Here is a 25416-nt window from a genome sequence, read left to right on the forward strand (position 1 = left end):
GGGGTCCGTGGCCCCCCGCGTCGTCCGCGCCCGAGGGCACCGCCCGCCACGCGGTGCGGCCGCTCGCCGCCAACCCGTCCGACAGCCGGGCGAGGGCCGCCTCGTCGGCGAGGTCGAGCCCGGCCGCGTTGGCGCGGGCCGGGCCGTGGAGCGCCCGGGGGGCTGCGATCCGCGGGTGCGGCGCGCCGGGATCCGGCGCGGCCTCGACGGCGGCGACCGGGTCGGCGATCAGGTCCGCCACCGGCACGGCCTCGTCGGCGACCCGGTTGACGAAGGACGTGTTGGCCCCGTTCTCCAGGAGGCGCCGCACCAGGTAGGCGAGCAGGGTCTCGTGCGTGCCCACCGGCGCGTAGATGCGGCAGGGCCGCTGCAGGACGGCGTCGGCCATCACGGCCTCGTAGAGCGGCTCGCCCATGCCGTGCAGGCACTGGAACTCGTACTGGCCGAGCCGGAAATCCGGGCCGGCCATCGCGACGATGCTCGCCAGCGTCTGGGCGTTGTGGGTGGCGAATTGCGGGAAGACCGCGTCGGGCGCCGCGAGCAGCCGGCGCGCGCAGGCGAGGTACGAGACGTCCGTGTGGACCTTCCGGGTGAAGACCGGGAAGTCCGCCAGGCCGTCGACCTGCGCCCGCTTGATCTCGCTGTCCCAGTAGGCCCCCTTCACGAGGCGCACCATCAGCCGCCGGCGGCACCGCCGCGCGAGGTCGATCAGCACATCGATGACGAGCGGGCAGCGCCTGCCGTAGGCCTGGACCACGAAGCCGAGCCCGTTCCAGCCGGCGAGGTCGGGTTCGGCGGCGAGCCGCTCCAGGATGTCGAGCGACAGGTCGAGGCGGTCGGCCTCCTCGGCGTCGATGTTCAGACCGATGCCGTGGCCCTCGGCGAGGCGGCCGAGCTCCCGCACGCGGGGATAGAGCTCGGCCAGGACCCGGTCGCGCTGCGCGCGGGTGTAGCGGGGATGGAGCGCCGACAGCTTGATCGAGATTCCGGGTCCGCGGAGCACGCCGCGCCCGGCCGAGGCCGCGCCGATCGCCGCGATCGCGTCCGCGTAGGCGCGCCGGTAGCGCTCGGCGTCCTCGGCGGTCACGGCCGCCTCGCCGAGCATGTCGTACGAGTAGGTGAAGCCCTTCGCCTCGCGCCGCACCGCGTGCCGCAGGGCCTCGGCGATGGTCCGCCCCGCCACGAACTGCTCGCCCATCATCCGCATGGCGAGATCGACGCCGGTCCGGATCAGGGGCTCGCCGCCGCGGGCGATCAGCCGGGTGAGCGCGGCGGACAGGCCGGCCTCGTCCCGGGTCGCCGCGAGCCTGCCGGTCACGAGCAGGCCCCAGGTCGCCGCGTTGACGAAGGGCGACGGGCTGTGCCCGAGATGGGCGGCCCAGTCGCCACCGGCGATCTTGTCGCGGATCAGCGCGTCCCGCGTCGCCGCGTCGGGGATGCGCAGCAGCGCCTCGGCGAGGCACATCAGCGCCACGCCCTCCTGGCTGGACAGCGCGTACTCGTGGATCAGCCCCTCGACCCCGCCGCGGGTGCCCTGGCGCCGCAGGGACTCGACGAGGCGCCGCGCGTCCTCGGCGACGCGCCGAGCCGCCTCGAGCGGCAGGCGCGCTTCCTCGAGGAGCGGGACCACGCAGTCCCGTTCGGGCCGCCGGCAGGCCGCGACCACCGCCCGCCGCAGGGGCGACAGGTCCGCCAGGCCGGCCGCGAACGCGCCGAAAGGCTCGCTCGCCGCGACGGCCACCTCGTCGACAACGCCGGATCCGGACATGGGCCGCCCCTCGGACACGGCGCGCTGGCATCGCGCCGTCGCGGACTCACGCTACACCGTCGGGGGCCCGCGTCGAGGCCGAAGACGCCGTGGCCGATCGCGTCACTTCGAGGCTTGGGCGTGGGCGGATTCCAGCGCGACGGCCAGGAGCGGCTGCGCGCCCTCCCGGCGCAGCGTCGCCACGGGAATCACCACCGGGTCGGCACAGGCCTGGACCACGTGGGCGAGGTCGAACTGCACCGCGAGGCCGCCGGCCTTGGCGTCGAGCCACGCCATCATGGCCGGCGGCTGCCCGTCATAGGTCTCGGCGACGGCCTCGCGGCACTCCTTGTCGGCGTCGTCCGCCTTCGGATCGCCCGTCTTCGGGCGGTAGCCCGCGAGGTAGAGGGCGTGCAGCCTCTTCGACGCGAGCGTCACCATCTTGGTCCCGCCCGGGCCCTCCGCCAGGGCGAGCTTCCCGGTCAGGGAGGGGGGCAGCAGGGTCGTCCAATCGACCGGGGCGCCGGTGGTGAGATCGTAGACGATCGACATCGTGCCGCTGTTCGGGTGCGCGCCGCCGCAGAACCCGCTGTCGAAGATGACGAAGCTCAGGAAGCGCGGGCCGCGCATCGGGGCCTCGACGGTGCGCTCCCAGGAGCTGTTCTTCCCGCCCTGATCCTTGCACGCCTGCTCGGCCTTGAGGGCCCGCGCGTCGAGGCGCTTCAGCGCCGCGTTGATCCGACGCTCGGCCTCGTCGGCCGGCGCGGCGATCTGCGGCATGGCGGCGATGCCGGGGCTCGCGTCGGACGGCGCCTTCAGGACCACCGGCCCGTCACTGGCCCGGGCGGGCGCGGCCAGGCCCAGGAGGACAGCGCCAAGACAGCCGATCCTGCGACAGCCGATCCTGCGGCTGGCGCGGCGCGCGCGCGGCGGGAGGTTACGCTCGTACATCGTGCCTCGGCTCCTGTTCGGGCGGGGACGGAGGATTTCGGGTCCCCGCCGCGGGACGATCGGATCGGCGCAGCCCTAGCATCCGGGGCGGCGACGCGGCGCGCGCTTTGACACGGGCGGAAGCGGTGTCAGAACCCCGGGATGACCGCGATCCTGATCTACGGCGCCACCGGCTATACCGGGCAGCTCCTGGCCGCGCACGCCGTCGGGCAGGGGTTGCGCCCGATCCTGGCAGGGCGCGATCCCGAGAAGCTGCGGCCGCTGGCGGCCCGGCTGAACCTCGAGATGCGGGCCGCGCGGCTCGACGATGCCGCGGGCCTGCAATCCGCCCTCGCGGGCGTGGCGGCGGTGATCCACGCGGCCGGCCCGTTCTCGCGGACGGCGCGGCCGATGGCCGAGGCCTGTCTCGCCGCCGGCGCGCACTACGTCGACATCACCGGCGAGATCGCGGTGCTGGAGGCCCTCGCGGCCAAGGATGCGGCGGCGAAGGCGGCCGGCATCGTCCTCCTGCCGGCGGCGGGCTTCGACGTGGTGCCGAGCGACTGCCTCGCCGCCCACGTGGCCGGCCGCGTTCCCGGCGCGACGCATCTGCGCATCTCCATCGGCGGGTTCGGCGGCTTCAGCCGCGGCACGGCCCGCACCATGGTGGAGGGCATCGCCTGGGGCACGCGGGTGCGCCGGGACGGGCGCATCGTCGAATTGCCGAGCCCGCCGCGCGCCACCGCGGATTTCGGAACAGGACCGCGCCGGACCGTCGGGCTCGGCTGGGGCGACGTGTCGAGCGCGTGGTACTCGACCGGCGTCCCGAACATCGACGTCTACTTCGAGGCCTTTCCCGCCATGGCGGCGGCGGCCGGCCTGCCCGCCGGCATCCGGCGGATCATCGCGGGCGGCACCGCCCAGCGCCTGATCAATCGCGGCATCGACCGGCTGCCTGAGGGCCCCTCGGCCGCCGCGCGCGAGAAGGCCCGCAGCACCTTCCTGGCGGAGGCCTGGGACGGCGGAGGGCGGAGAGCGGCGAGCCGGATGGAGACGCCCGAGGGCTACACGCTCACCGTCTGGACCGCCTTGGAGGCGGCCCGCCGCGTCGCCGCCGGCACCGTCGCGCCCGGCTTCCACACGCCGGTCACGGCCTTCGGCCCCGACTTCATCCTGAGCTTCCCGCACGTGGTCCGGACCGACCTCTGAGACGAGGCCTGCACGGCGGTCGGAATGGCCGTCTTTGCGAGCGCAGCGAAGCGAGCCAGGGCTGCGCCGCACGCACCGAAGTTCCGCCTCGCCGGCTCGCCTCGCTGCGCCCGCGATGACGCGGAGCGCGCGCCGCTGCCTCACACGGTCGCGCCGATCTGCCAGGGGGCGAATTCCGACGAGCCGAAATCGAACTGCTCGCTCTTCGTCCGCTCGCCGCCGGCCACCCGCAGGATCAGGTCGAAGATCCGGTGGCCGGCCTGCTCCACGCTCTCAGCGCCGTCGAGGATCGTGCCGCAATTGACGTCCATGTCCTCCTCGAGCCGCCGGTACATGGCCGAGTTGGTGGCGATCTTGATCGAGGGCGACGGCTTGCAGCCGAAGACGGAGCCGCGGCCGGTGGTGAAGCAGACGAGGTTCGCCCCGCCCGCGACCTGCCCGGTCGCCGAGACCGGGTCGTAGCCGGGCGTGTCCATGAAGACGAAGCCCTTGGCGGTGACGGGATCGGCGTAGCGCAGCACGTCGACCAAGTTGGTGCTGCCGGCCTTCGCCATGGCGCCGAGGGACTTCTCCAGGATCGTGGTCAGGCCGCCGGCCTTGTTGCCCGGCGACGGGTTCGCGTCGATCTCCGAGCCCTCCTTGCGGGTGTACTCCTCCCACCAGTGCATCAGGTCGACGAGCTTCTGGCCGACCTCCGGGCTGACGGCGCGCCGGGTGAACAGGTGCTCGGCGCCGTAGGTCTCGGTGGTCTCCGACAAGATCACCGTGCCGCCGTTCCGTACCACGAGGTCGCTGGCGATCCCCAGTGCCGGGTTGGCCGACACGCCCGAATACCCGTCCGAGCCACCGCATTGCAGGGCGACGATCAGCTCGCTCGCCGGCACCGGCTCCCGGTGGACCACGTTCGCCTCGGCCAGGATGCCGGTCACGAACTCGATCCCGGCCTCGACGGTCTTCCGGGTGCCGCCGAGGCTCTGGATGTTCATGCTGCGGATCCGGTCGCCGAGCCCCTGCTCCTCCAGGAAGGCGCCGATCTGGTTCACCTCGCAGCCGAGCCCGATCATGACGATGTGGGAGAAGTTGACGTGCCGCGCGTAGCCCGCGAGCGTCCGCCGCAGGAGCCGAAGCGGCTCGCCCATCGCCATGCCGCAGCCGGTCTTGTGGGTCAGCGCCACGACACCGTCGACGTTGGGATAGGGGGCGAGCGGGTCGAGGCCGAGGATCGGGTGCCGCCGGAACGCGTCGGCGATCAGGTCGGCGACGTGCGCGCTGCAATTCACCGAGGTGAGGATGCCGACGTAGTTGCGCGTCGCCACGCGCCCGTCGGGGCGGCGGATGCCCTGGAAGGTCGCGGGCGGCGTCACCAGCTGGGTCGGCCTCGCATCGACCCCGAACGCGTAGTCCCGGGCGAACTCGCCCATCCCGAGATTGTGGACGTGGACGTGGCCGCCGGCCGCGATGTCCGCCTTGGCGAAGCCGATGATCTGCCCGTACTTGGTCACCGGCTCGCCAGCGCGATGGGCCCGGACCGCGACCTTGTGGCCGGCCGGGATCCGCTCCGCCGCCGCGACGCCGTCGGCGACCGGCGTTCCCGGCTCGATGGCGCCGCGGGCCACGGCCACGCCGTCGGCGGGGCGGAGGGTGATCACGGGATACGTGGACATCGGTCTCTCCTCGGATTCCGTCGCGCCGGTTGCCGTCATCACGCCGTCACCGCGCCGTCACCGCGCCGCTTCGGGGCGCAGGGCCGGGGCGCGGGCGTCGCGGACCGGCAGCGGCGCGATCTCGCCGACCACGAACAGGTAGATGAAGGCGCCCAGCAGGCAGAATCCGCCGGCCACGATCAGGGGGATCACGAACGACCCTTGAGTGACCGTCAGCATGACGCCGGTGAAGGTCGTCGTCACGATCCCGGCGACGTTCGACGCGAAGTTCTGGATGCCGCCGATCGAGGCCACGTGGGCCGGAGTCGGCGCCACGTCGCCGGGCAGCGCCCAGATCGAGGCCGCCGTGAAGGCGAGGCTGCCGTAGGCGACCGCGAAGCACAGCAGCGCCACGTAGATGTTCGGGGCGATGATCGACAGGGTGATCACCGACGACATCAGCATGCCGCCGACGAGGCAGGTCTTGCGGGCCGCGGTCAGGCTCCAGCCGCGTCGGTAGAGCGCGTCCGACGCGAAGCCGCCGAGCCAGCCCGCGGGGATCGACGCCAGGGCCGGCAGGCTGCCGAGCGTGCCGAGCTCCGCCAGGGAGAAGCCCCGCGCCTTGACCAGGTAGGTCGGGAACCACGTGATGAAGAAGTAGATCACGAAGTTGAGGCAGAAGAACCCGGCCATCATGCCCCAGACCGTGCGGTATCGGAACAGCGACAGCCACGGCACTTGGTTCTGGGCGTCCGCCGCGTCGACGGTCTTCGGCCGCTCCTGCGCGGCCCGGAGCCGGGCGAGCTCCTCCGGCGACACCTTCGGGTGGTTCTCGGGCTCGCGGTAGAGCCACATCCAGAACACCGCCCAGACGAAGCCCAGCACGCCGGTGACGACGAAGGATTCCCGCCAGCCCAGCGTCGCGATGACCCAGGAGACCAGCGGGATCGCCAGCGCCGAGCCCACCCGGGAGCCGCTGTCGAAGATGCTGCTGGCGAAGCTCCGCTCGCTGCGCGGGAACCACGAGGCCGCGACCTTGGCGAAGGACGGGTAGGCCCCGGCCTCGCCGATGCCGAGCAGCATGCGCAGGCCGAGCAGGGACAGGAACCCCCGTCCGACCGCGGTCAGCGCCGTGCAGGCCGACCACCAGACCACCGCGACCACGAGGGAGAGCCGCGCGCCGACCCGGTCGGCCACGTAGCCGAAGGGCAGCTGCATGATCGCGTAGGTCCAGAAGAAGCCCGACAGGATCAGGCCCATGTCGGTGGCGTCGAGCCCGAGTTCCTTGGACATGGACGGCGCGGCAACCGCCAGGTTGGCGCGGTCGATGTAGTTGATGGCGTTGGCGGCCATGCAGAGGCCGATCATGAGCCAGCGCAGGCGAGGCATCGTGGGCTCCTCCCGTCTTCCGGGGATGGCGTCCCCGGTCCGTGCGGCGCCCCCGTTGAAGCCGGGGGTCGCCGCCGAGCGTGGTGTCGTGCCGGGTCGTTCCCGGCTCAGGTGCGGTAGGCGTTGCCGTCGAGGCCGTGCGGCCGGCCGGCGGCGAGCAGGGTCTCCCAGACGGGCTCGGGCAGCGGCACGCCGTCGGCGAGGCGCTCGGCGCGCATCCGCCGCTCCGGCTCGCCGGGCAGCAGGACCTCGGCGCCCGGCATCGGCTTGGCGCTCTTGAAGAAGTCGAGATAGGCCCGCGTCTCGGCCGCGAGGGCGTCCTCGGTGCCGAGGGCCGACGGCGCGACGTAGATCGACAGCATGCCGTTGCAGATCCGCCGCTGCCCGGGCCCGGCCGTGCCGGAGCCGGTGAGCGCGCCGGCCAGCAGCTCGCACATCAGCGCGAGGCCGGAGCCTTTGTGCTCACCGAAGGCCCGGATCGCACCGGCCCCGCGCTGGTTGTCGCGCTCGACGCCCTCCAGCGGGCCGAACAAGGTCGCCGGGTCGGCGCTGAGGCGGCCGTCGGGCTCGATCAGAGCGCCCTCGGGCAGCGGCTTGCCGCCCCTCGAGGCGACGAGCACCTTGCCCTCGGCGACCAGCGACGTGGCGAAGTCGAGGATGATCGGGTCGCCCCCCGGGACCGGGAAGCCGGCCGCGAAGGGCGCCGTCGAGAAGCGGCGCTCCACGGAGCCGAACGGCGCCACGAGGAGGCTGCCCGCCACGTTGACGAAATGGACGGAGACGAGCCCCGCCGCCGCCGCCCGCTCGGCCCACTCGCCGATCCGGCCGATATGCCCGGCATGCCGCAGGGCGATGATCGCGACGCCGTTCGCCCGCGCCTTGGCGATCCCGAGATCGACGGCGACGGGGCCGGCCGTCTGCCCGAACCCATAATGGGCGTCCACGAGGGCGAAGTTCGGCGCGTCTGTCACGATCTCGGGCGTGCGGCCGGCCTCGACCTCGCCGGCGCGCAGCCACTCGACGTAGCGGGTGACGCGGACCACGCCGTGGCTGTCGTGGCCGGTGAGGTTCGCCGCCACGAGGAAGCGGCCGATGCGCTCGGCCTCCGGCTCGGCGCAGCCCTCGCGCACGAAGATGTCCCGCACGTAGGCGGTCAGCCTGTCGGCCGGAATCCGCATCCCGTCTCTCCCTCGCCGCGCTTCACCGAGCGCGTGCGGGATGAACCTAGCGCCCTCGCACGTGCAGGGCGAGCACCGGCGGGTGACGGCGGCCGCCACCTGTCGTCCCCGCCGGACCGGTCACGGGTCGGACGGGACGGGCCCGGGCGGGTCGCCGTAGGGGAAGAAGTCGGCGGCCCGCATCTGCGCGTAGGCGAGGTGATCGAGGCGCACGGTGCCGAGGAACGGCTCCGGCGGCTCCACCAGCAGGATCGTGCGGGCGTAGCCGCTGTCGTCGAAGCCGCGCCGGAAATGCACCCGCGACTTGATCGCCACGACGTCGAAATCCGCCGGGTCCAGGCCGAGCCGCCACAGCTCGTCGGGCTCGACGATCTGCGCGAGCTGCGGGCTCAGCACGAGGACGTTGCCGGCCCCGAACGCGACGCAGATCCAGGTGCCGCCGCCGCCGCTGCCGGCGACGCCGGGCTCCGGCGCCGCGACGAGGCGCAGCACGGTCCCGGTGATGCGCACCGGGTCGCCCGCGGACGGGTCGCCGCCGCCGCCGACGGGCGCGTCGAACGGGTCGCCGGCCGCGAGGGACCCCGCCGCGATGTCGGGCGACGCCACCGTGGCGACCAGGGTGCGGGCGAGGCCCTGCCTGAGGATCTCGCCCAGCAGCCAGGTCGCCCGGCCCGAACGGTCGCTGTGGTCGGCGAGGACGACCGGGGCCGCGCCCTCCGCCACCGCCGCCCGGGCGAGGCGCACGCCGTCGGCGATCGTGTGGATCCGCGTCGCCTCGAGCAGCGCGCGCCTCTGCCGCCACGCGAAATCCGCGACGTCCCGCGCCACCCGCTCGGCGAGGGCCGGGTCGTCGTCGGTGATCGCCTGCACGGTCATCCCGCCGTCCGGGGCGTCGCCCCACGGGAAGCCGAAGAAGACGTTGACGTACACGTCCGGCTCGCGCGCCTCCCAGACGAGGGCCCGCTGCACGAGGTCGGACCAGGGCGCGGCGCCGGTCCACTGCACGACGGTCGGCGAGAGGATCGGCACCTTGAAGGTCCGGTGCGCCGGCCGGAAGTCGCCGCGCACGGCGCGCACCAGCATCCGGGCGGCCCGCTGCCCCTGCAGGTGTCCGTCGTAGTGCGGGAAGTACTTCACCGCGAAGGCCATGTCGGCGTGGTCGAGGAAGGCGGCGTCCTCGTTGCCGTGCAGGTCGAAGGTCCCCACCAGGATCGCCCCCTCGCCCACCGCTTCGCGCACCTGCCGGGCGATGTCGGCCTCCGGCCTGGGGACGCCGCGCACCGCCATCGCGCCGTGCAGGGCGAGGTAGACCCCGTCGAACGGGCCCTGCGCCCGCAGCTCCGCCACCATCTGCCCGAGGAAATGCGCGTAGGCGTCGGCGGTGATCCAGCCCGAGGCGGTGCCGGTGCGCGGCCAGAGCGGCGAGGTGATCCCCACGAGCTCGACGCCGTCGTACTCCCGCGCCACCTGCACGAAGCCGCCCATGTAGCCCTTGGGATCGGTGGCGAGCAGCGCGGCCCCGGCGGCCGGCGAGCCGGGATAGACGAAGTCGTCCCGGGTCGTGTCGTTCGGCAGGAACGTGACGGTCTCGTGCGTGAACTGGAGGACGGCAAGGCGCATCGATGGTCGGTCCTCTGGGATCCGGGTGACGGTCAGGAGATCTCGCGCACGAGCTTCGCGATGAGCGAGCGGCCGAAGGCCGCGAAGCTCTCGGCGGTCATCACGAAGGCGCCCTCGCCGCCGATCACGACACTCCGGTAATACGCGGCCAGGCCGCCCGCCGGATTGGTATGCTCTTTCAGGAAGGCCGGCATCCCCTCGGGTTCGGTGAGGATGACGATGCCGTTGACCGTGATGCCGGCCGCGACGGCCGCGTCCCGGGCCTCGGCGATGGGACGCCCGGCATTGCCGGTGCCGTCGCCGGAGATGTCGATCACCCGGCGCTCGGCGCGGAAGGGCGCCCGGGCCAGCAGGTCGGCGGCGAAACCGATCGCCGACCCGATGGCGGTGCGTCCGTAGAACGGCCGCGGCACCGCGCGGAGGCGCGCCGCGAAGGCGGCCGCGTCCTGCGCCGAGGCGATCACCATCCAGTCGACCGCGACCTGCTGCTCGCCGGGACCGGCCCAGTCGAACAGGGCGACGCCGATGCGCCCGGTCGGGCCGTCGCCGATGGCGCGCAGCACCCGCGGGTCGCCGAAGGCCTCGGCGTAGCCGCGGCGCTCGAGGTCGAACCGGGCCTCGCTGATGCTGAGCGACACGTCCACCGCGAGGACGAGGAGGAGGTCGACGCCCGTATCCGCCGCGCGGGCGGGGCGTCCGGCCAGCGACAGGGCGGCGAACATCCCGGACAGGAACGGGCGTCGCCGCATGGCCGACCCTCGATCTCGGGCGCCCGCGCGGGACGGCGGGCGGCTCACCCATGCAACGAGCCTGCCGACCCGCCGGTTCGAGCGCTCCGGCCGCGAGGCGCGAAGGTTCCGCTCCCGGCGCGCGGACCCGCGCCGCTTTCGGCCGCATCACGGGCCGGGGCGCCCGCCCTACCTGCCGCGGATCGGGGCGCCGCCGGCGCCGCCCACCCAGAGACAGTGATCATGCAGCGTGTTCGCCGAATCGGTCGTGCCATCGAGAGCGGGATCGTCGGAGCCGTGACCGGGACGGCCGCAGGCGTCAGCGGAATTATCGACGGGCTGATCGGGCTGGTGGGCCGCCTGTCCGAGCGCCTCGACGCTCGCCTGTCGTCGCTCGCCGACGCGTCCCGGGCGCGCCACCGGCGCGAGGGCCGCCGGCAGATCGACCCGATCTCGCTGGAGTAGCGGCGCGCGCGAGACCCCGCGCCTAGAGCCCCGGTCCCTTGGCGGCCCCGAAGATGCGGCCCGGCTTGCCGTCGGCCGCGCCCTGGAGCAGGACGACCCAGCTGTCCGCGTCGGCGACGCGGGCCTGGGTGTCGGGCACCTCGAAGCGGGTCGGCTGGCCCGTCCAGGGACCGAGCCGCTGCATGCCGCGGACGACGTTGACGTAGGTCGCCGTCCGGCCGCCATTCTCCCCGGACTGGATCGCGATGGCGCGGCTGCGGAGCACGGGCACCAGCCAGACGTCGCCGCGGATCTCGGTCTTGGCCTCCGGGGCCGCCCCGACCTCCACCAGGATCCGGTCGCCGTTGGTCTCCCCGCGCACCGGCACCGGCAGCCCGCCGTGCTGGCAGGCATCGCGGATCAGGCGCTCCAGGGCCGGCCGGTCGGACCCGACGGCGAAGCCGTTGCCGTCCACCACGACCTGGGGCGTGAACACCTGTCGGGCCCCGCGGCCCCGCGCGTAGGCGCGTTGGCGCTCGGTCAGCGGCCGCAGCGCGAGCGTGTCCTTCCAGCCGAGATAGTCCCAGTAGGTCACCGGCAGGGTCAGGGCGATGACGCCGGGCTTGTGGGCGAGGTCGCGCAGGACCGGGTCGGCGGAGCGGCAGGCGCCGCAGCCCTGGCTGGTGAAGAGCTCGACCACGGCGCGGACGGGCTCGGCCCGCGCCGGCATCGCGGCCAGCGTCGCGCAGGCAAGCAGCGCGGCGCGGAGCGCGCGGCGGTCGCGGGTCGGGGCGCGGTGCCGGGGCGTCATCGATCCATCAGACCGTCTGCGAGGCCGAAGGTGAAATCACGTTGGCTTGAGAGATCTCTACTGTCGGTTGAAGTGGCGCCGGCGTCACTCTCGGCTTGGGCAGCATGTCGGGCCGCCAGCGGCGATGCATCCACAGCCACTGGCCGGGGTTCTCCCGCACCCAGCCCTCGACCACGGCCGTCATTGCCTGCATCGCGCCGGCGACGTCGATGGTCCCGTCGGCCGCCCTGGGCAGGTCCAGGGGCGGCGTCAGCTCGAGGCGGAAGCGGCCCTCCGGCAGGCGCACGACGCGCACGCCGTGCACCGGGCAGTCGTAGTGGCGGGCGAGCTTGGCCAAGAGGGGGTTGGCGAGGCACGGCCGGCCGAGGAACTCCACCACGACGCCGCGGGTGAAGTGCTGGTCGATCAGCTGACCCAGGTGGCCGCCGCTCTCGACCACGTCGCGCATGGCGAAGACGGCGCCCGGCGTGGAGGCGGCGAGCCCGCCCATCGTCCGGCGGCGGACCTCCTGGACGAGGCGCGCGGCCGCGGGGTTGTTCGGCGGCCGGAACACCGCGGTGGCGTCCAGGCCGAACCGGGCCGCGCAGATCGCCGGCAATTCCCAGTTCGCCAGATGCGCGGAGAAGATCAGACCGGGCCGGCCGTCGTCGCGCAGGGCGTAGAAGTGCTCGATCCCGGTGACCTCCGTCCGCAAGTCGCCGGCGGCGGCGGGATCGTAATCGAACAGGCTGTCGAGGTGGGCGTACTCGGCCCCCGTCCGGCCGAGATTGTCCCAGGCCTCCAGGGCGAACCGCTTCCGCTCCGCCTCCGGCATGTCGGGGAAGGCCGCCCGGAGATTCGCCATCGCCGTACGGTGCGCCGGCAGGAGTGGGCCGAGGGTTCGCAGGAGCGCTGCGCCGAGCGCCGTGGACCGGACCGGCCCGAGGATCCGGGCCAGCATCACCAGGGCGCGGATCACCGGGATCATCGCGAAGCCCGCGAGGCGCGGGTACGACCGTTTGAGCAGGAGGGCGAGACGCAGCACAGTCGATTCCAGGATACGGTACGGGCGGCCCCCCAGCGCACCCGTACAGCGACGTTTACGACAAGTCTCCCGCAGCGCGAAATGCGGATCGCCGCACCCGGTAAAGGTGCGGCGCCGGGCGGGTGCGCCGCCGCCGGCGCTACAGGCCGACGAGGATCTTGCCGAACACCCGGCGCGATTCGAGGCGCTCCAGACCCTGCGCGAAATCCGCCAGCGGGTACACGGTATCCACCACCGGTCGAATGCCCGCTTCCATCTTGGCGAGGGCCTGCCCGATATTCGCGAGCGAGCAGCCGAACGAGCCGGTGATGCGGTACTGCTGCTGGAACAGCTGCATCAGGTTCATGGTCGCCGAGACGCCCGAGGTCGATCCGCAGGTCACGAGCCGGCCGCCGCGCTTCAGGCAGAGCAGGGAACCGTTCCAGGTATCGGCGCCGACATGCTCGAACACCACGTCGACGCCCTTGCGCTTCGTCAGCCGGCGGACCTCGCCCTCGAAGCGCTCGGTGCGGTAGTTGATGACGTGGTCGGCGCCGAGCTCGGCGGCCTTGCGGCCCTTCTCGTCGTCGCCGACCGTCGTGTAGACGGTGCAGCCGATCGCCTTGGCCATGCAAATCGCCGCGGTCCCGATCCCGGAGCCGCCGGCATGGACCAGCACGCTCTCGCCGGGCTCCAGGCGGGCGTTGTCGAACAGCATGTGCTGGACCGTGCCGAAGGCGATGCCCGCGCAGGCGGCATCGGTGTCGCTGACGCCGTCCGGCACCTTCACGGCGAGGCGGGCCGGCACGGTCACCAGTTCCCGGGCGAAGCCGTCGAGATGGAAGCCCATCACGCCGGACACGTCCTCGCAGAGGTTGTCGCGCCCCTCGCGGCAGGCCTTGCACCTGCCGCAGGTCATGGCGCCGTAGGGCACGACCCGGTCGCCCGCGACGAGGCCGGTGACGCCCGCCCCGACCGACTCGACGGTCCCGGCCGCCTCCGCGCCGACGATCAGCGGCATCTTCCGCTTGGCGAAGGCCATGCCGCGGAAGCCCCAGACGTCGATGAAGTTGAGGCCGACCGCGCGGATGCGGATCCGGACCTCGTCGGCGCCGGGCGCGGGCGGCGGCTCGATCTCGGTGAGGCGCAGGTCGCGGTCGCCGAACAGCTGGAGGGCTCGCATCGTGTCTCTTCTCACTCCGGCGCCAGGTAGCGCCGCCGCGCCCAGCCGAGGGCGCGTCCGGCCTTCACCCGGCACCACGTGGTGCGGCTCGGCGTGTCGTTCGTGCAGCCGAAGACCAGGGCGCGGCTGCGGATCTCGCCGATCTGCTCGGCGGACGGGTCCGGCTCGGCGCGGATGCTCAGCGGCTCGCCCGGCGGCAGGCCGGAGATCCTGTAGACCTGCGGCTCCGCCCGGGCATGGCCCGGAGCCAGGAGAGCCGCGCCGCAGAGGGCGGCGATGAGGGCGAGGCTGGCGCGCATCGGCAGGATCGTCCGGTTCGGCGGCGCCACCGTCAGGTCCGGTGGACGCCCATCATGGCGGTCAGGCCGCCATCGACGGGCAGCACGGTCCCGGTGATGTAGGATGCCCCCTCCCCCATCAGGAAGGCCGCCAGCGCCGCGACATCCTCGGGCCGCCCGAAGCGGCCCGCCGGAATCTGCCGCTCCATCCCGTCCCGGTAGGCGGCGTAGCGCTCCATCATGGCGGTGTCGACGAAGCCCGGCGCGATGACGTTGACGGTCACGCCGCGCTTGGCCGTCTCGATCGCCAGGGTCCGGCAATAGGCGATGAGCGCGCCCTTGGTCGCCGCGTAGGCGGCGTTTCCGGCATTGGCCCGCAGGGCGGCCACGGAGCCGATCGCCACGATGCGGCCCGCGCGCGCCCGGGTCATCTCCCGCACCAGCGCCTTGGCGAGGCGCGTCAGGGAGAAGAAGTTGACCTGCATGGCGGCCTCGGCCCGATCCTGATCGAGCATCGCCGCGAGGGCGTCGCAGGACTGGCCGGCATTGTGGACGAGGCCGTAATAGCCCTCGGTCTCGGCGGTCTCGCAGAAGGTGTCCAGCGCGGCCCGGTCGGCGAGGTCGACGGGATGGGCCGCGAAGGGCCGGTCCGGGTAGGTCGCCCGCAGCTCGGCCAGCAGCGCCTGCGCGGCCTCGGCCGAGGCGCGGTAGGTGAAGTCGACGCCGAGGCCGGATCCCGCCAGCGCGCGGACGATCGCGGCGCCGATGCCGGACGCGCCGCCGGTCACGAGGACCCGGCGCGGGGTGTCGGCGGCGCTCACGCGGGCTCCGCGCCGAGGACCAGGCAGGTGTTCTGGCCGCCGAAGCCGAACGAGTTCGACAGCACGGTCCGCACGGGCAGGTCGCGGGCGGTCTCCACGATGTCGAGGGCGATGGTCGGGTCCGGCACGCGGTGGTTGATGGTCGGCGGGATGCGGCCGTGACGGATGGTCAGCAGCGAGACCGCCGCCTCGATGGCGCCGGCCGCCGTGAGGGTGTGGCCGATCATCGACTTGTTGGAGGTGACCGGCAGGGCGGCCGCGCGGTCGCCGAACACGGCCGCGAGGCCCAGGGCCTCCATCTTGTCGTTCTCCGGCGTCGAGGTGCCGTGCGCGTTCACCGTGTCGATCGCCTCGGCCGCCACACCGGCATCGTCCAGGCTCGCCCGGATCGCCGCGATGATCGGCGCGCCGTCGGGGCTGGACCGGGTGCGGTGGAAGCCGTCGCCCTTCTCGCCGCAGCCGAGGACGTAGCCGAGGATCGCGGCGCCGCGCGCGACGGCGGCCTCGGCGTCCTCGAGCACCAGGGCGGCCGCGCCCTCGCCCATTACGAACCCGTCCCGGTCCTTCGAGAACGGCTTCGAGGCGGTCGCGGGCTCGTCGTTGCGGGTCGAGAGCGCCGAGAGCAGCGAGAAGCGGATCAGCGATTCCGGGTTCACCGAGCCGTCCGTGCCGATGCAGAGCGCCGCGGCGGTCTCGCCGCGCCGGATCGCCTCGACGCCGAGCTGGATCGCCGTGGCCCCCGACGAGCAGGCGGTCGAGAGCGAGATCGGCGAGCCCTTCGTGCCGAAGCGGTCGGCGATGCGGTCGGCGACCGTGCCGAAGATGAACAGGTCGTGCCAGGGATCGAAGCGGCGCGTCGCCGCCGCCCGCAGGAGGCCGGCGTAGTCGACCGGGCCGTCGCCGCCCGCGGCCTCGGCCAGGGCCTGCCGCTGCGGCCACTCCATCTCGACCGGCGGGACCGCGATGAACAGGGCGCCCGGGAAATCGCCCCTGGCGCCGATCCCGGCCTGCGCCACCGCCTCCTCGGCGGCGACGGCGGCGAAGCGCTCGGACAGGAGCGGCGCGACGAGGGGATCGGTGTCGAGGAAGTCCACCGTCCCGGCGATGCGCGTGCGCAGCGTGTCGGTCGGGAACCGCGCGATCGCGTGGATGCCCGACCGGCCCTCGGTCATGGCCGCCCACGTGTCGGCCTGTCCCTGACCGAGGGAGGAGACGACGCCGATGCCGGTGACCGCGACGAGCGGCCGGCCCCTGGCGTCGCGGTAGGATCGCGCGCTCATGGAGCGGTCCTTACGGGATTTTCCGCCGCGGTACACCTCCGCGCGGGCGGTGCCGCGGGCGGGGCGCCGGGACGACGGGCGCCGTCCCAGCAGGAAGCGTCAGGCGCGCGGCGCGTTGGCGAGGCGGAGCACCGTCTGCAGCAGGACGTCGGCGCCGGCGGCGCAGTCGGCCTGCGTGGCCGATTCCGCCTCGTTGTGGCTGACCCCGTCCTTGCACGGCACGAAGATCATCGCCGCCGGGACCTTCGCGGCGAGGTTGCAGGCGTCGTGGCCGGCGCCCGAGATGATCCGGCGGCGCGGATGCCCCAGGCTCTCGGCGGAGGCGTCGATCGCCGCCACGATCGCGGGGTCGAACGGCACCGGCTCCTTGCGCCAGATCCGGGTCAGCGCGATCTCCAGATGGCGCCGGGCCGCGATCTCGGCGGCCGCCTCGCCGAGCGCCGCCTCCATCGCGTCGAGAATCTCGGAGCGCGGATCGCGCACGTCCACCGTGAAGGCGACCCGCCCCGGCACGACGTTGCGGGAGGGCGCCAGGATCGCGGCCTCGCCGATCGTCGCCACCGCGGAGGGCGCGTGGCCCAGCGCGATCCGCTCGGCGGCCAGGGCGAATTCCGAGAGCGCGAGCAGCGCGTCGCGGCGGCGCGGCATCGGCGTCGTCCCGGCGTGGCTCTCGAAGCCGGTGATCACGCCGTCGAACCACATGATGCCCTGGCCGCCCTCGACCACGCCGATGGTCTTGCCCTCGGCCTCTAGGATCGGCCCCTGCTCGATGTGCAGCTCGACGAAGGCGCCGATCTCCCGCGTGCCGACGGCCTCGACCCCGCGGTAGCCGATGGCGTCGAGGGCCTCCGCCACCGTGGTGCCGGCGGCGTCGCGCTTGGCCAGGATCTCGTCCGTGGTGAAGTCGCCCGCGTAGGCCGCCGAGGCCATCATGGCGGGGGCGAAGCGCGAGCCCTCCTCGTTGGTCCAGTTGACCACGAGGAGCGGCGCCTCGGTCTCGATGCCGGCATCGTTCAGGCTGCGCATAACCTCGAGCCCCGCCAGCACGCCGAGGACACCGTCGAACTTGCCGCCGGTCGGCTGGGTGTCGAGGTGCGACCCGAAGGCGACCGGCTTCCGGCCCATGTCGCGGCCCGGCCGCAGGGCGTACTGCGTGCCGAGCGCGTCGACCGACACGGTGAGCCCGGCCGCCTCGCAGGCCTCCCGGAACCAGTCGCGGACCTTCCCGTCCTCGGCCGAGAGCGTCAGGCGGTTGATGCCGCCGGCCGGCGTGCCGCCGAATTCCGCGGTCTCCAGGATCGTCGCCCAGAGGCGCGCACCGTTGGCGCGCAGGTTGTGGGTCTTGCTGAGGCTCATCTCGGCCATGCCGGTTCCTTTCACGGCGGGTCGCCGTGCGACGCAGACGTTATAGGCGGGCGCGGCCGACTTGGCAGCGCTCCCACCACGAGCACCCGAGAGCAACCGCGGTGCCAACCGGGCCGGTCAGGCCAGCGGGCGCCGCACCGGGTTGGCGCGCAGGAGCGCGATCGCGTCGACCCGGAGGGCGACGGCGATCTCGCCGAGGGCGCCCGCCTCGATGTTGCTGATCCCGTCCTGGTCGGCGACGTCCGCGGCGATCAGGAAGACGTTCTCGCGCTGGGCCGCGGGCCGCTCGGCGACCGCCGCGACGTGGCGCAGGTTCTCGGCCCGGCCGAGGCGGGTGCGGGCCCGGGCGATGCCCTCGTAGAGCTCCGTCTCCAGCATGAGCGCGTCGTAGCCCTTCATCAGGACCGGGTCGGCCTTCAGGCCGTGCAGGGCGGCGTCGAATTCGGGGCCCGCGACCTCGCCGTCGGCCACGATGACGTTGGCCGCGGCCGAGACCGCCGCGAGCATCAAGGCCTTGTCGCCGGCATAGGCCGTCACGGTACGGCCGACATGGCCGAAGAGGTCGCGCAGGAGGCTCATTCCGGAGGGTCGGCCGCGGAGTCGGGGTGGCTGCTGGAACGCGAGGGATAGCAGAGGACGGCACGGAGGGAACCCGTCGCCGCGCGACCGGCCATAAAGGCGCGCGGTACCGGCGGCCAGACATCCTTCGGCAACATGGCCATGCGACTCATACGGTCGACCGCGTCCTCGAGCGCGGCCGACGGAACGCGGCCTCGACGATCCCCCCTCAGCCGGTTCCGCGCCCGTCGTCACGCCGCCGGAGCGATGTTCGGGTGCCCCCCAGGCCCGGACCTCGAGCCGGCGGGGGGCTCCCCCGCCGGATGATCGATCACCGCCGACAGCGCCGCGCGCTCCCGCGCGCCCGACCGGCGCGCGGCCGCGAACACGCCCATCTGCCGGTCGGCGCTGGTCCCCTCCGCCACGATCCGCGCCGCGTGCCCGCAGGCGGCGGCGCAGCCCAGCGCCTCGGCATCCTCGGCGATGTCGGCGAGGAGGGTCTCGACCAGCGCGGAGACCGTCACCGTCCGGACCTGCGCCTCGTCGATGAGCGTCGCGCGCACGCCGTCGCACTCGGCCCGCCAGAGATTCTCCATGACGAAGCCGCGGGAGGCGGCGGTCAGTCCGGCATTGAGCCGCCTGTCCCGGACCACCCGGCGGACGAGGCAGCGGAACAGCGCGGCGATGCACAGCGCGTCGTCGAGGCGCGTGCAGCTGTCGGCGACCCGCAGTTCCAGGGTCGGGTACTTCAGCGACGCGCGCACGTGCCACCAGAGATAGCTGGCATCCGCGATGGCGCCCGAGCGGGTCATCACGTCGACGTAGCGGGCGTAGTCGTCGGCATCGGCGAACAGCTCGGGCACGCCCGTGCGCGGCAGCTCGGCGTAGGCGCGCATCCGGTAGCCGGCGAGGCCGGTCAGCTGTCCCTGCCAGAACGGCGACCCGGTCGAGAGCGCGAGCAGTACCGGCAGGTAGGGCAGCAGCCGGTTGATCAGCCCGATCCGCGCCTCGGGGTCCGGAACCTCCACGTGGACGTGTAGGCCGCAGACGAGATTGCGCCGCCCGAGCATCCGGAGGTCGGCCATGATCCCGTGGTAGCGGGCCTTGTCGGTGGGGCGCTGGTCACGCCACCGGGCGGTCGGATGCGTGCCCGCGGCGAAGGTCAGGATCCCGCGCTCGGCGCCGATCTCCGCGAGGCTGCCGCGCAGATCCGCGAGATGCGCCCGCGCCTCCGCGAGATCGGCGGTCGGCGGCGAGGCCACCTCGACCTGGCACTGGAGCTGCTCGCGCTCGGCGTCGTCGAGGCGGGCCCGCACGGCGGCGTGGAAGGCCCGGAGGCCGGCCCGCGGCGTGCCGCGCGTGCGCGCATCGGCCAGGAAGAACTCCTCCTCGATGCCGAACCTGTAGGCGTGGGCCATCCGCGCTCCCTGCCCCGGACGGGCCGATCCGCGTCCGGCGAACGCCGCCGCACCGGCCGGGTTCCGACCGGGCCTGCGGCGCGAGAAGCCTCAGCGCCAGAAGGGCTTGACGTCGAGGAGCTCGGACCGTGCGTCCGCGGCCGCGTCGAGCAATTTCTGTGCCCCCGGATCGTCGGGACCCGGCATCGGCGGTCCCGACAGGCTCTCGGTCATCGTCCGGGCCGTCTCCAGATCGTTGAGCGCGCCGAGATGGTCCTGCAGATCGGAGAGAGCGGCGCCGAACTTCTCCTGCCGGCGGGCCGCCTTCTTCTTCCGGTAGAGACCGGCGAAGAACTCCGCGCCGTAGCGGAGCTTCTTGGCGGCGATCCGCGCCCGGTGCCGCGTGTGCGGATCGAGGTGCCGGAGGCCGCGCCCGCGCTTCTTGAGGCGCGCGCGCGCCTTGTCGAGCACCTGCGCGGCGAAGTGGCGCCCGTCGACGGCCGCGTCGGGGCCGGCGGCCCAGGAGCCCGCCTCGACCCAGCCGGCGAAGTCGATGATGAGCGCGCGCCATTGCGGGCTCTCGAGGGTCGCCGAGACCGCGTCGTACGCGGTGGCGCGCTCTGCCTCGGCGCGCGCGCGCAGGGCGTCCTGGCCGGGCTCGTCGGGGCGCTGTTCCGCGAGATCCGGCAGCGTGTCGCTCAGGAACACGTCGAGGTTGCGGGCGTGGCCGAAGGGCTCGGTGACGCGCTTGATCTCGTCGTTGAAGCCGGCCGCCCGGGGATCGCTCTCCAGCATGGGCCCGAACAGCGACAGCGCCGAGCGCAGGCGGCGCAGGGAGACGCGGATCTGGTGGAGCGCCTCGGGCGGGCGGGCGCCCTCCCCGGAGGCGGGCCGGCTGCGTCGCATGGTGGGGGGGGGGGGGGGGGGGGGGGGGGGGGGCGGCGGGGGGGGGGGGCGCGCGGGGCGGGCCGCCCGCCTTCCAGGAAGGCGGTCTCGTTGAGACGCATGTGGCGCAGGCAGGCGCGCGCCACCCGGCGGAAGACCTCCCCGGCGCTCGCGCCCTCGGGCAGCTCCACGGGCTCGGCCTTCACGACGCCGGGCTCGATCCCGTCGAGGAGCGCGTAGCCGACCGCGCTCTTGGCTTTCACGCCGAGGCGTAGCGGCACGGCCTCGGCCAGCTCCCGCGCCAGCGCGAACAGGTCGGCCGGATCGCCGGACTGGAGTTCCAGCTCGACCTCGCAGAGCGGCGCGACGCCCGAGTCGGTCTCGACTCGGCCCTCGTCGAGGGTGACGAGCACGCGGGACTCGCCCTGCGCGACCGCGACCTCCCGGCGCTGCACCACGGTGGCGAACAGCCGCTCCAGCGGCGCGTCGGCCTCGCGCAGGACCGGCCCGGCGGCCGTGTCGGCCCAGGCCGCGGGCTCCGGCGCCTCCCCGGCGATCTCGCTCTCCCACTCGGCCCGGTCGAACAGGCCGACGCCGCCGCTCCCGGCCTTCACGGTCTGGATGTGGCGGTCGCCCTTGGCGCGGACGCGCAAGGTCAGGCCGTTCTTCCGGAGCGCGCGATCGGGCGTGTCGTAGTAGGTCGTCACCAGAGATACGGGCTCGGTCGCCGACGCGTCCTTCAACCGGGGATGGGACGCGAGCGCCGTCAGGTCCGGCCCGGCGCAGTCGAGCTTCAGCTCGACCTCGCGGGGCTGCGCCGCGGCGTTGCTATCGGTGTCGCTCATACGCTCCTCTTCGTCGCCTGCCCCGGCTAACGAGCCAGGGATGGGCTCCGGTTGCATCGCATCCTGCGTCGCATCTCGCGGAGCCGGCATCGGGGCGTGACCGTCCGACGCACCCGCGGCAGCAAAGGCGTCGCCGCCGCCGTCGTCAAGCTGGGACGAGACCGGTCGCCCGCGGCGGATGGATGCTGCGCTGCGTTAAAATCGCGCTTTCCCAAAACGACACGGCGTGGCAAGACAAATTGTCCACAATCCATCTGCCTCGCAGCCCCGGCCCCGACCGCCCGGAGGCGCACACGGCGCCGCGACGCGCCGGCGCGGCGGATTCCCCTCCGAGCGAGCGGTGCGCCCCTTGTGGACGGCGGCACCGTGGAGAAGATGCGGTCGGTGGCTGCTTTGAAGACACTCCTCGTCGGCGTGATCGGGCACGTCGATCACGGCAAGACGGCGCTCGTCCGCGCGCTCACCGGCGTCGAGACCGACCGGCTCAAGGAAGAGCGCACCCGCGGCGTGTCCATCGTGCCGGGCTTCGCGCTGCTGACCGCCGCGCAGGGCGAGATCGACCTCGTGGACCTGCCGGGCCACGAGCGGTTCGTCCGCGCCATGATCTCCGGCGCCACCGGCATGCGGGCCGTTCTGCTGGCGGTCGACGCCCACGAGGGCATCAAGCCGCAGACGGTGGAGCATCTCGAGATCGCCGCCCTCATCGGCGTGCGCCGCGGTGTCCTGGCGCTGACCAAGGCGGACCTCGCGACGCCCGAGACCGTGGCCGCGCGCGCCGCCGAGATCGCCGCCGCGGCCGCGCGGGCCGGGATCGAGGCCGGCCCGGTCATCGCCACCTCGACCGTGACGGGCGACGGCTTGCCGGAGCTCGCCGCCGCTCTCTCGGCGCTGGTGGCGGAGACGGAACCGGTCCGCGACGACGGCTTCCCCTACCTTCCGGTCGACCGGGTCTTCTCACGGCCGGGCTTCGGCACCGTCGTGACCGGCACGCTGCGGCGCGGGCCGCTCGCGGTCGGCGACACCGTCGAGATCGCCCCCGGCGGCCGCACCGCCACGGTGCGCGGCCTGCAGATCCACGGGCGCGCGGTCGAGCGCGCCGAGCCGGGGCGCCGCACGGCGGTCGCCCTGCGCGGGATCGACCTCGACCAGATCGCCCGCGGGCAGGCGTTGTCGCTGCCTGGCCTGCTCGCGCAGAGCCCGTGGCTCGACGTGGCGATCACCGCGGCCGCGAGCCTGCCGGACGCCCTGGCGGGCGGCACGGCCTGCCGCCTGCTGTTCGGCACCACCGAGGTCGAGGCGCGGCTGCGGCTGCTCGACCGCGACGCCCTGGAGCCGGGCGCCAGCACCCAGGCGCAGCTCCATCTCGGCGAGCCGGTGGCGGTGCCGGCGCGGGAGCCCTTCGTGCTGCGGCTCGATTCGCCCTCCATCACGGTGGCGGGCGGCCGGATCCTCGACCCGGCGAGCCGCCGCCGCCGGCGCCACGATCCCCCGGGCATGGCCGGTCTGGCCGCCCTGGCGGGGGGGGGGCCCGCCCCGCGCGGGGGGGGGGGGGCCGCCCCCCCCCCCCCGGCCCGCCCCCCGCCGCCGGCGCCACGATCCCCGGGTCATGGCCGATCTGGCCGCCCTGGCGGCGGGCGGTCCCGCCGAGGCGATCACGGTCCGCCTCGGGCAGCTGGGCGCGGCCGGGGCACCGCTCAACGAGCTCGCCCGGATCGCCGGTATCGCGCCGGACCGCGGAAGGCAGACGCTCTCCGAAGGCGGTGCCCGCGCGATCGGCGACCGCTTCGTCGGGGCCGCGGCCTTCGAGGCGCTGCGCACCGGCACGCTGGCCGCCCTGGCCCACCATCACCGCGACTACCCGATGGAGCACGGCATCGCCCTGGAGCGCCTGTCCCGCGCCCTGGCGCTGCCCGAAGCGGTGACCGGCGCGGTCCTGCGCGACCTCGCGGCGGCGGGCGGCGTTGCCCAGGCGGGCGCCCTGTGGCGACGGGCCGAGTTCGACCCCGCGCGGAACGAGAGCGAGGCCGCCCGCCGGCTCGAGCAGGTCTTCCGCCGCGCGGGCCTCAGCCCGCCCGACGAGGCCGAGGCCATCGGCCGGGACGTGCGCCGCCGCGAGGCGCTGACCTACCTCGTGGGGGCCGGCACGGTGATCCGTGCCGTCGACCGGGTGCAGCGCCGCGCCGTGCTGTTCCACCGGGAAGCGGTGGCCACCGCCAAGAGCCGCCTGATCGACGCCTTCCCGACGGCGCGGACGGCGGAGACCGGATTCCTGGCCCGCGAGGCCGGCGCGACCCTGGGAATCTCGCGCAAGTTCTCGATCCCGCTGCTGGAGCACCTCGACGCCACGGGCTTCACCCGCCGGGCCGGGGACCGTCGGGTGATCGTCGCCCTCGAAGCCGGGCGGGCGGTCCCGGACGCCGGCTGACGCGGCGCGCTCGCTGCGCCGGCGTCCCGCACTTCACCCCGCTCTGTCCCGCTCACAGCGCGGTCGGGAACGGCGTCAATCGTCCACACCCAACCAGTCGCCGCGTCCGGGCTCGTAGCAGGTGTACCCGATCAGGCAGCTCGGATTGTCGCGGGTCGGCCGAAAGGCACGCCGCGCGATCTCGGTGGGCTCGCAGAACGAGCGGTCGCGGACGAACCGGTCGTAGGTCATGCCGCCGGTCCCGAGGACGAGCGCTCCGCGGGCCTGGATGAGGCGGATCGTCTGCTGGCAGGTCATCGTCGTGGTGGACGGCCGCGTCTGCGCCGCCGCGGGCGACGCGGCCAGCACCAGCACCGCCGCAATCCGGGTCATCATCGCCTGGGCCTCCGCGTGCCGTCAGTCCTGCGGACAACCCGGCGCCCTGCTCGTCCGCGCCGCGTCGCCTCGACGCATCGCGATGCCGCGCGCTCATCAATCCTCGAAGGCCTCGACGTGGACCGTCCCGGGCTCCTGACGGCGGGCGCCCTCCTCGATCCGGGCGAGTTGCGCCTGCGCGCGGCCGCACGGGAACCCGTAGCGGGCACGGACGCGCTCGCTGGCGATGCCCAGGGCCAGTCGGGTCAGGGCGACGAACTCGTCGAGCGGGTAGTCCTGTCCGACCGCGAGGTGGTCCTTGATTACCAGAGACGGCGAGTAGCAGGCCTCGCGGGTCCCGTCCGGCCACCGGATATGGAAGCGCATCTCAGGCATCCCGCGGGACCCGCAGCGTGTTCCAGGCCGCCGCCCCCGTGGCCGCGGCCATCAACGGCGCGTCCCCGGGCGCGAGTTCCGCGTAGGTCGGCAGGTGGCGCGCCGCGCAGGCGTCCCACACATGCGCCCGGGCGACCTCCCGGCCGGCATTGCGCAGCCGCGCCCGCCGGCTCGGCTCCAGGCTCGCCCGCATGGCGGCCGCGATGGCGTCGGTGTCGTCCGGGTTCACCGACAGGGCTTCGCCGGGGGCGATATACTCGGTGAAGGGCGGCCGGCCCGACACGATGACCGGCGTTCCGCAGGCCATCGCCTCCAGAACGCACAGGCCGTAGCTCTCCGCGAGCGAGGGAGAGACCAGGGTGTCGGCGAGCCGGTAGAGGCCCGGCATGTCCGCCTGCGCCACGGCGCCGGTTCGGATCACCGGCAGCCCGGGCCCGACCTCGAGCCCCTCGCGCTCGAGCGTGGCGCAGCACCGGGCCTCGTAGCCGGCCTGATCGAGGGGCGGCGCGCCGCCGGCCACGACGAGCTGCGCGTCGGGGCAGGTCCGGCGCAGGGCCGCGAAGGCCTCGATGATCGCCAGCGTGTTCCTGCGCGCCTCGAAGCCGCCGACGCTGAGGAAGACCGGGCCGCCGCCGAGGCCGAGGCGGCGGCGGAGCGCGTCGTCCTCCGGCCCGGGATCGGGCGTGAAGGCCGCCCCGTCGACGCCCGTGCCGGCCCCCTCGGCCCCGGCGGCCCACCCGCCCCCCCGGCCCCGACCCCGAGCCCCCCGCGCCCGAGCGTGGCGCAGCACCGGGCCTCGTAGCCGGCCTGATCGAGGGGCGGCGCCCCGCCGGCCACGACGAGCTGCGCGTCGGGGCAGGTCCGGCGCAGGGCCGCGAAGGCCTCGATGATCGCCAGCGTGTTCCTGCGCGCCTCGAAGCCGCCGAC

24 protein-coding genes and 1 pseudogene are annotated in these 25416 nt (G+C 74.1%); 4 read left to right on the plus strand and 21 right to left on the minus strand.

What is annotated here, in order from left to right:
* A partial coding sequence (locus ACLBYE_RS19545; RefSeq protein ID WP_447695425.1) for a proline dehydrogenase family protein occupies positions 1-1768 on the minus strand: 1768 nt, incomplete at its 3' end.
* 102 nt (positions 1769-1870) lie between these two features.
* Positions 1871-2572, minus strand: a complete 702-nt coding sequence (locus tag ACLBYE_RS19550) for a hypothetical protein (RefSeq protein WP_447695426.1) — start codon at positions 2570-2572, stop codon at positions 1871-1873.
* A 267-nt stretch (positions 2573-2839) separates the two neighbouring features.
* Here ACLBYE_RS19550 and ACLBYE_RS19555 point away from each other — a divergent pair, with 267 nt between their 5' ends.
* Positions 2840-3886 (plus strand): saccharopine dehydrogenase family protein, encoded by a 1047-nt coding sequence (locus tag ACLBYE_RS19555; RefSeq protein ID WP_447695427.1) that lies wholly within the window; start codon positions 2840-2842, stop codon positions 3884-3886.
* Positions 3887-4026: 140 nt separating this feature from the next.
* On the opposite strand, the gene ACLBYE_RS19560 is transcribed toward ACLBYE_RS19555, so the two are convergent.
* From ACLBYE_RS19560 to ACLBYE_RS19580, 5 genes are all read right to left on the minus strand, one after another.
* Positions 4027-5550, minus strand: coding sequence for a UxaA family hydrolase (locus ACLBYE_RS19560; RefSeq protein ID WP_447695428.1), 1524 nt, complete (start codon positions 5548-5550; stop codon positions 4027-4029).
* A 57-nt stretch (positions 5551-5607) separates the two neighbouring features.
* Positions 5608-6918 carry an MFS transporter gene (locus tag ACLBYE_RS19565; protein WP_056528209.1) on the minus strand — a complete coding sequence of 437 codons (1311 nt, stop codon included), beginning with the start codon at positions 6916-6918 and terminating at the stop codon, positions 5608-5610.
* A gap of 107 nt (positions 6919-7025) precedes the next feature.
* Positions 7026-8096 (minus strand): malate/lactate/ureidoglycolate dehydrogenase, encoded by a 1071-nt coding sequence (locus ACLBYE_RS19570; protein WP_447695429.1) that lies wholly within the window; start codon positions 8094-8096, stop codon positions 7026-7028.
* Between the two features lie 120 nt (positions 8097-8216).
* The gene (locus tag ACLBYE_RS19575) at positions 8217-9716 is read right to left on the minus strand and encodes a M81 family metallopeptidase (protein ID WP_447695430.1); all 1500 of its coding nucleotides are present in this window, start codon (positions 9714-9716) and stop codon (positions 8217-8219) included.
* 32 nt (positions 9717-9748) lie between these two features.
* Positions 9749-10465, minus strand: coding sequence for a DUF1194 domain-containing protein (locus tag ACLBYE_RS19580; RefSeq protein ID WP_091680721.1), 717 nt, complete (start codon positions 10463-10465; stop codon positions 9749-9751).
* 222 nt (positions 10466-10687) lie between these two features.
* On the opposite strand from ACLBYE_RS19580, the gene ACLBYE_RS19585 reads away from it, so the two are divergent.
* On the plus strand, positions 10688-10909 hold the full coding sequence (locus tag ACLBYE_RS19585) for a hypothetical protein (RefSeq protein WP_447695431.1): 222 nt from the start codon (positions 10688-10690) through the stop codon (positions 10907-10909).
* 22 nt (positions 10910-10931) lie between these two features.
* Here the strand turns inward: ACLBYE_RS19585 and ACLBYE_RS19590 are convergent, their stop codons facing one another.
* The 11 genes from ACLBYE_RS19590 to ACLBYE_RS19640 all read right to left on the minus strand — a co-directional run bounded on the left by ACLBYE_RS19590 (position 10932) and on the right by ACLBYE_RS19640 (position 21314).
* Entirely contained in the window at positions 10932-11699 is a 768-nt protein-coding gene (locus tag ACLBYE_RS19590) for a DUF1223 domain-containing protein (RefSeq protein WP_020094583.1), read from the minus strand.
* 7 nt (positions 11700-11706) lie between these two features.
* Positions 11707-12723, minus strand: a complete 1017-nt coding sequence (locus ACLBYE_RS19595) for a lipid A biosynthesis lauroyl acyltransferase (RefSeq protein WP_447695432.1) — start codon at positions 12721-12723, stop codon at positions 11707-11709.
* 139 nt (positions 12724-12862) lie between these two features.
* Positions 12863-13885: a zinc-binding dehydrogenase gene (locus tag ACLBYE_RS19600; RefSeq protein ID WP_447695433.1), complete on the minus strand. Its 1023-nt coding sequence runs from the start codon at positions 13883-13885 to the stop codon at positions 12863-12865.
* Positions 13886-13896: 11 nt separating this feature from the next.
* On the minus strand, positions 13897-14214 hold the full coding sequence (locus ACLBYE_RS19605) for an SH3 domain-containing protein (protein ID WP_447695434.1): 318 nt from the start codon (positions 14212-14214) through the stop codon (positions 13897-13899).
* A 2-nt stretch (positions 14215-14216) separates the two neighbouring features.
* On the minus strand, positions 14217-14984 hold the full coding sequence (locus tag ACLBYE_RS19610) for an SDR family oxidoreductase (protein WP_447695435.1): 768 nt from the start codon (positions 14982-14984) through the stop codon (positions 14217-14219).
* Entirely contained in the window at positions 14981-16264 is a 1284-nt protein-coding gene (locus ACLBYE_RS19615) for a beta-ketoacyl-ACP synthase (protein ID WP_447695436.1), read from the minus strand. The genes ACLBYE_RS19610 and ACLBYE_RS19615 overlap by 4 nt, the downstream gene beginning before the upstream one ends.
* Positions 16265-16363: 99 nt before the next feature.
* Positions 16364-17629 (minus strand): allantoate amidohydrolase, encoded by a 1266-nt coding sequence (locus tag ACLBYE_RS19620; protein WP_447695437.1) that lies wholly within the window; start codon positions 17627-17629, stop codon positions 16364-16366.
* Positions 17630-17746: 117 nt separating this feature from the next.
* Entirely contained in the window at positions 17747-18208 is a 462-nt protein-coding gene (locus tag ACLBYE_RS19625) for a tellurite resistance TerB family protein (protein WP_020094590.1), read from the minus strand.
* A 230-nt stretch (positions 18209-18438) separates the two neighbouring features.
* Positions 18439-19605 (minus strand): carboxylate-amine ligase, encoded by a 1167-nt coding sequence (locus tag ACLBYE_RS19630; protein WP_447695438.1) that lies wholly within the window; start codon positions 19603-19605, stop codon positions 18439-18441.
* Between the two features lie 90 nt (positions 19606-19695).
* On the minus strand, positions 19696-20397 hold the full coding sequence (locus ACLBYE_RS19635) for a CHAD domain-containing protein (RefSeq protein WP_447695443.1): 702 nt from the start codon (positions 20395-20397) through the stop codon (positions 19696-19698).
* Positions 20283-21314 (minus strand): CYTH domain-containing protein, encoded by a 1032-nt coding sequence (locus ACLBYE_RS19640; RefSeq protein WP_447695439.1) that lies wholly within the window; start codon positions 21312-21314, stop codon positions 20283-20285. The genes ACLBYE_RS19635 and ACLBYE_RS19640 overlap by 115 nt, the downstream gene beginning before the upstream one ends.
* A gap of 375 nt (positions 21315-21689) precedes the next feature.
* On the opposite strand from ACLBYE_RS19640, the pseudogene ACLBYE_RS19645 reads away from it, so the two are divergent.
* Both ACLBYE_RS19645 and ACLBYE_RS19650 read left to right on the plus strand, forming a co-directional pair.
* Positions 21690-22721, plus strand: a pseudogene (locus tag ACLBYE_RS19645) (GTP-binding protein); the annotation flags it as partial.
* Positions 22722-22920: 199 nt separating this feature from the next.
* Positions 22921-23739, plus strand: a complete 819-nt coding sequence (locus ACLBYE_RS19650; protein WP_447695440.1) for a SelB domain-containing protein — start codon at positions 22921-22923, stop codon at positions 23737-23739.
* Between the two features lie 75 nt (positions 23740-23814).
* Here ACLBYE_RS19650 and ACLBYE_RS19655 read toward each other — a convergent pair whose 3' ends face one another.
* The 3 genes from ACLBYE_RS19655 to ACLBYE_RS19665 form a co-directional block, all read right to left on the minus strand.
* Entirely contained in the window at positions 23815-24114 is a 300-nt protein-coding gene (locus ACLBYE_RS19655; RefSeq protein ID WP_447695441.1) for a hypothetical protein, read from the minus strand.
* Positions 24115-24210: 96 nt separating this feature from the next.
* Complete coding sequence (locus ACLBYE_RS19660) at positions 24211-24489, minus strand: MSMEG_0570 family nitrogen starvation response protein (RefSeq protein ID WP_026605168.1); 279 nt, start codon at positions 24487-24489, stop codon at positions 24211-24213.
* A complete protein-coding gene (locus ACLBYE_RS19665) occupies positions 24482-25279 on the minus strand; it encodes a glycosyltransferase (protein ID WP_447695442.1) in 798 nt (265 codons plus the stop codon). The genes ACLBYE_RS19660 and ACLBYE_RS19665 overlap by 8 nt, the downstream gene beginning before the upstream one ends.
* Between the last annotated feature and the right edge of the window lie 137 nt (positions 25280-25416).

Source organism: Methylobacterium sp. A52T (assembly GCF_053346095.1).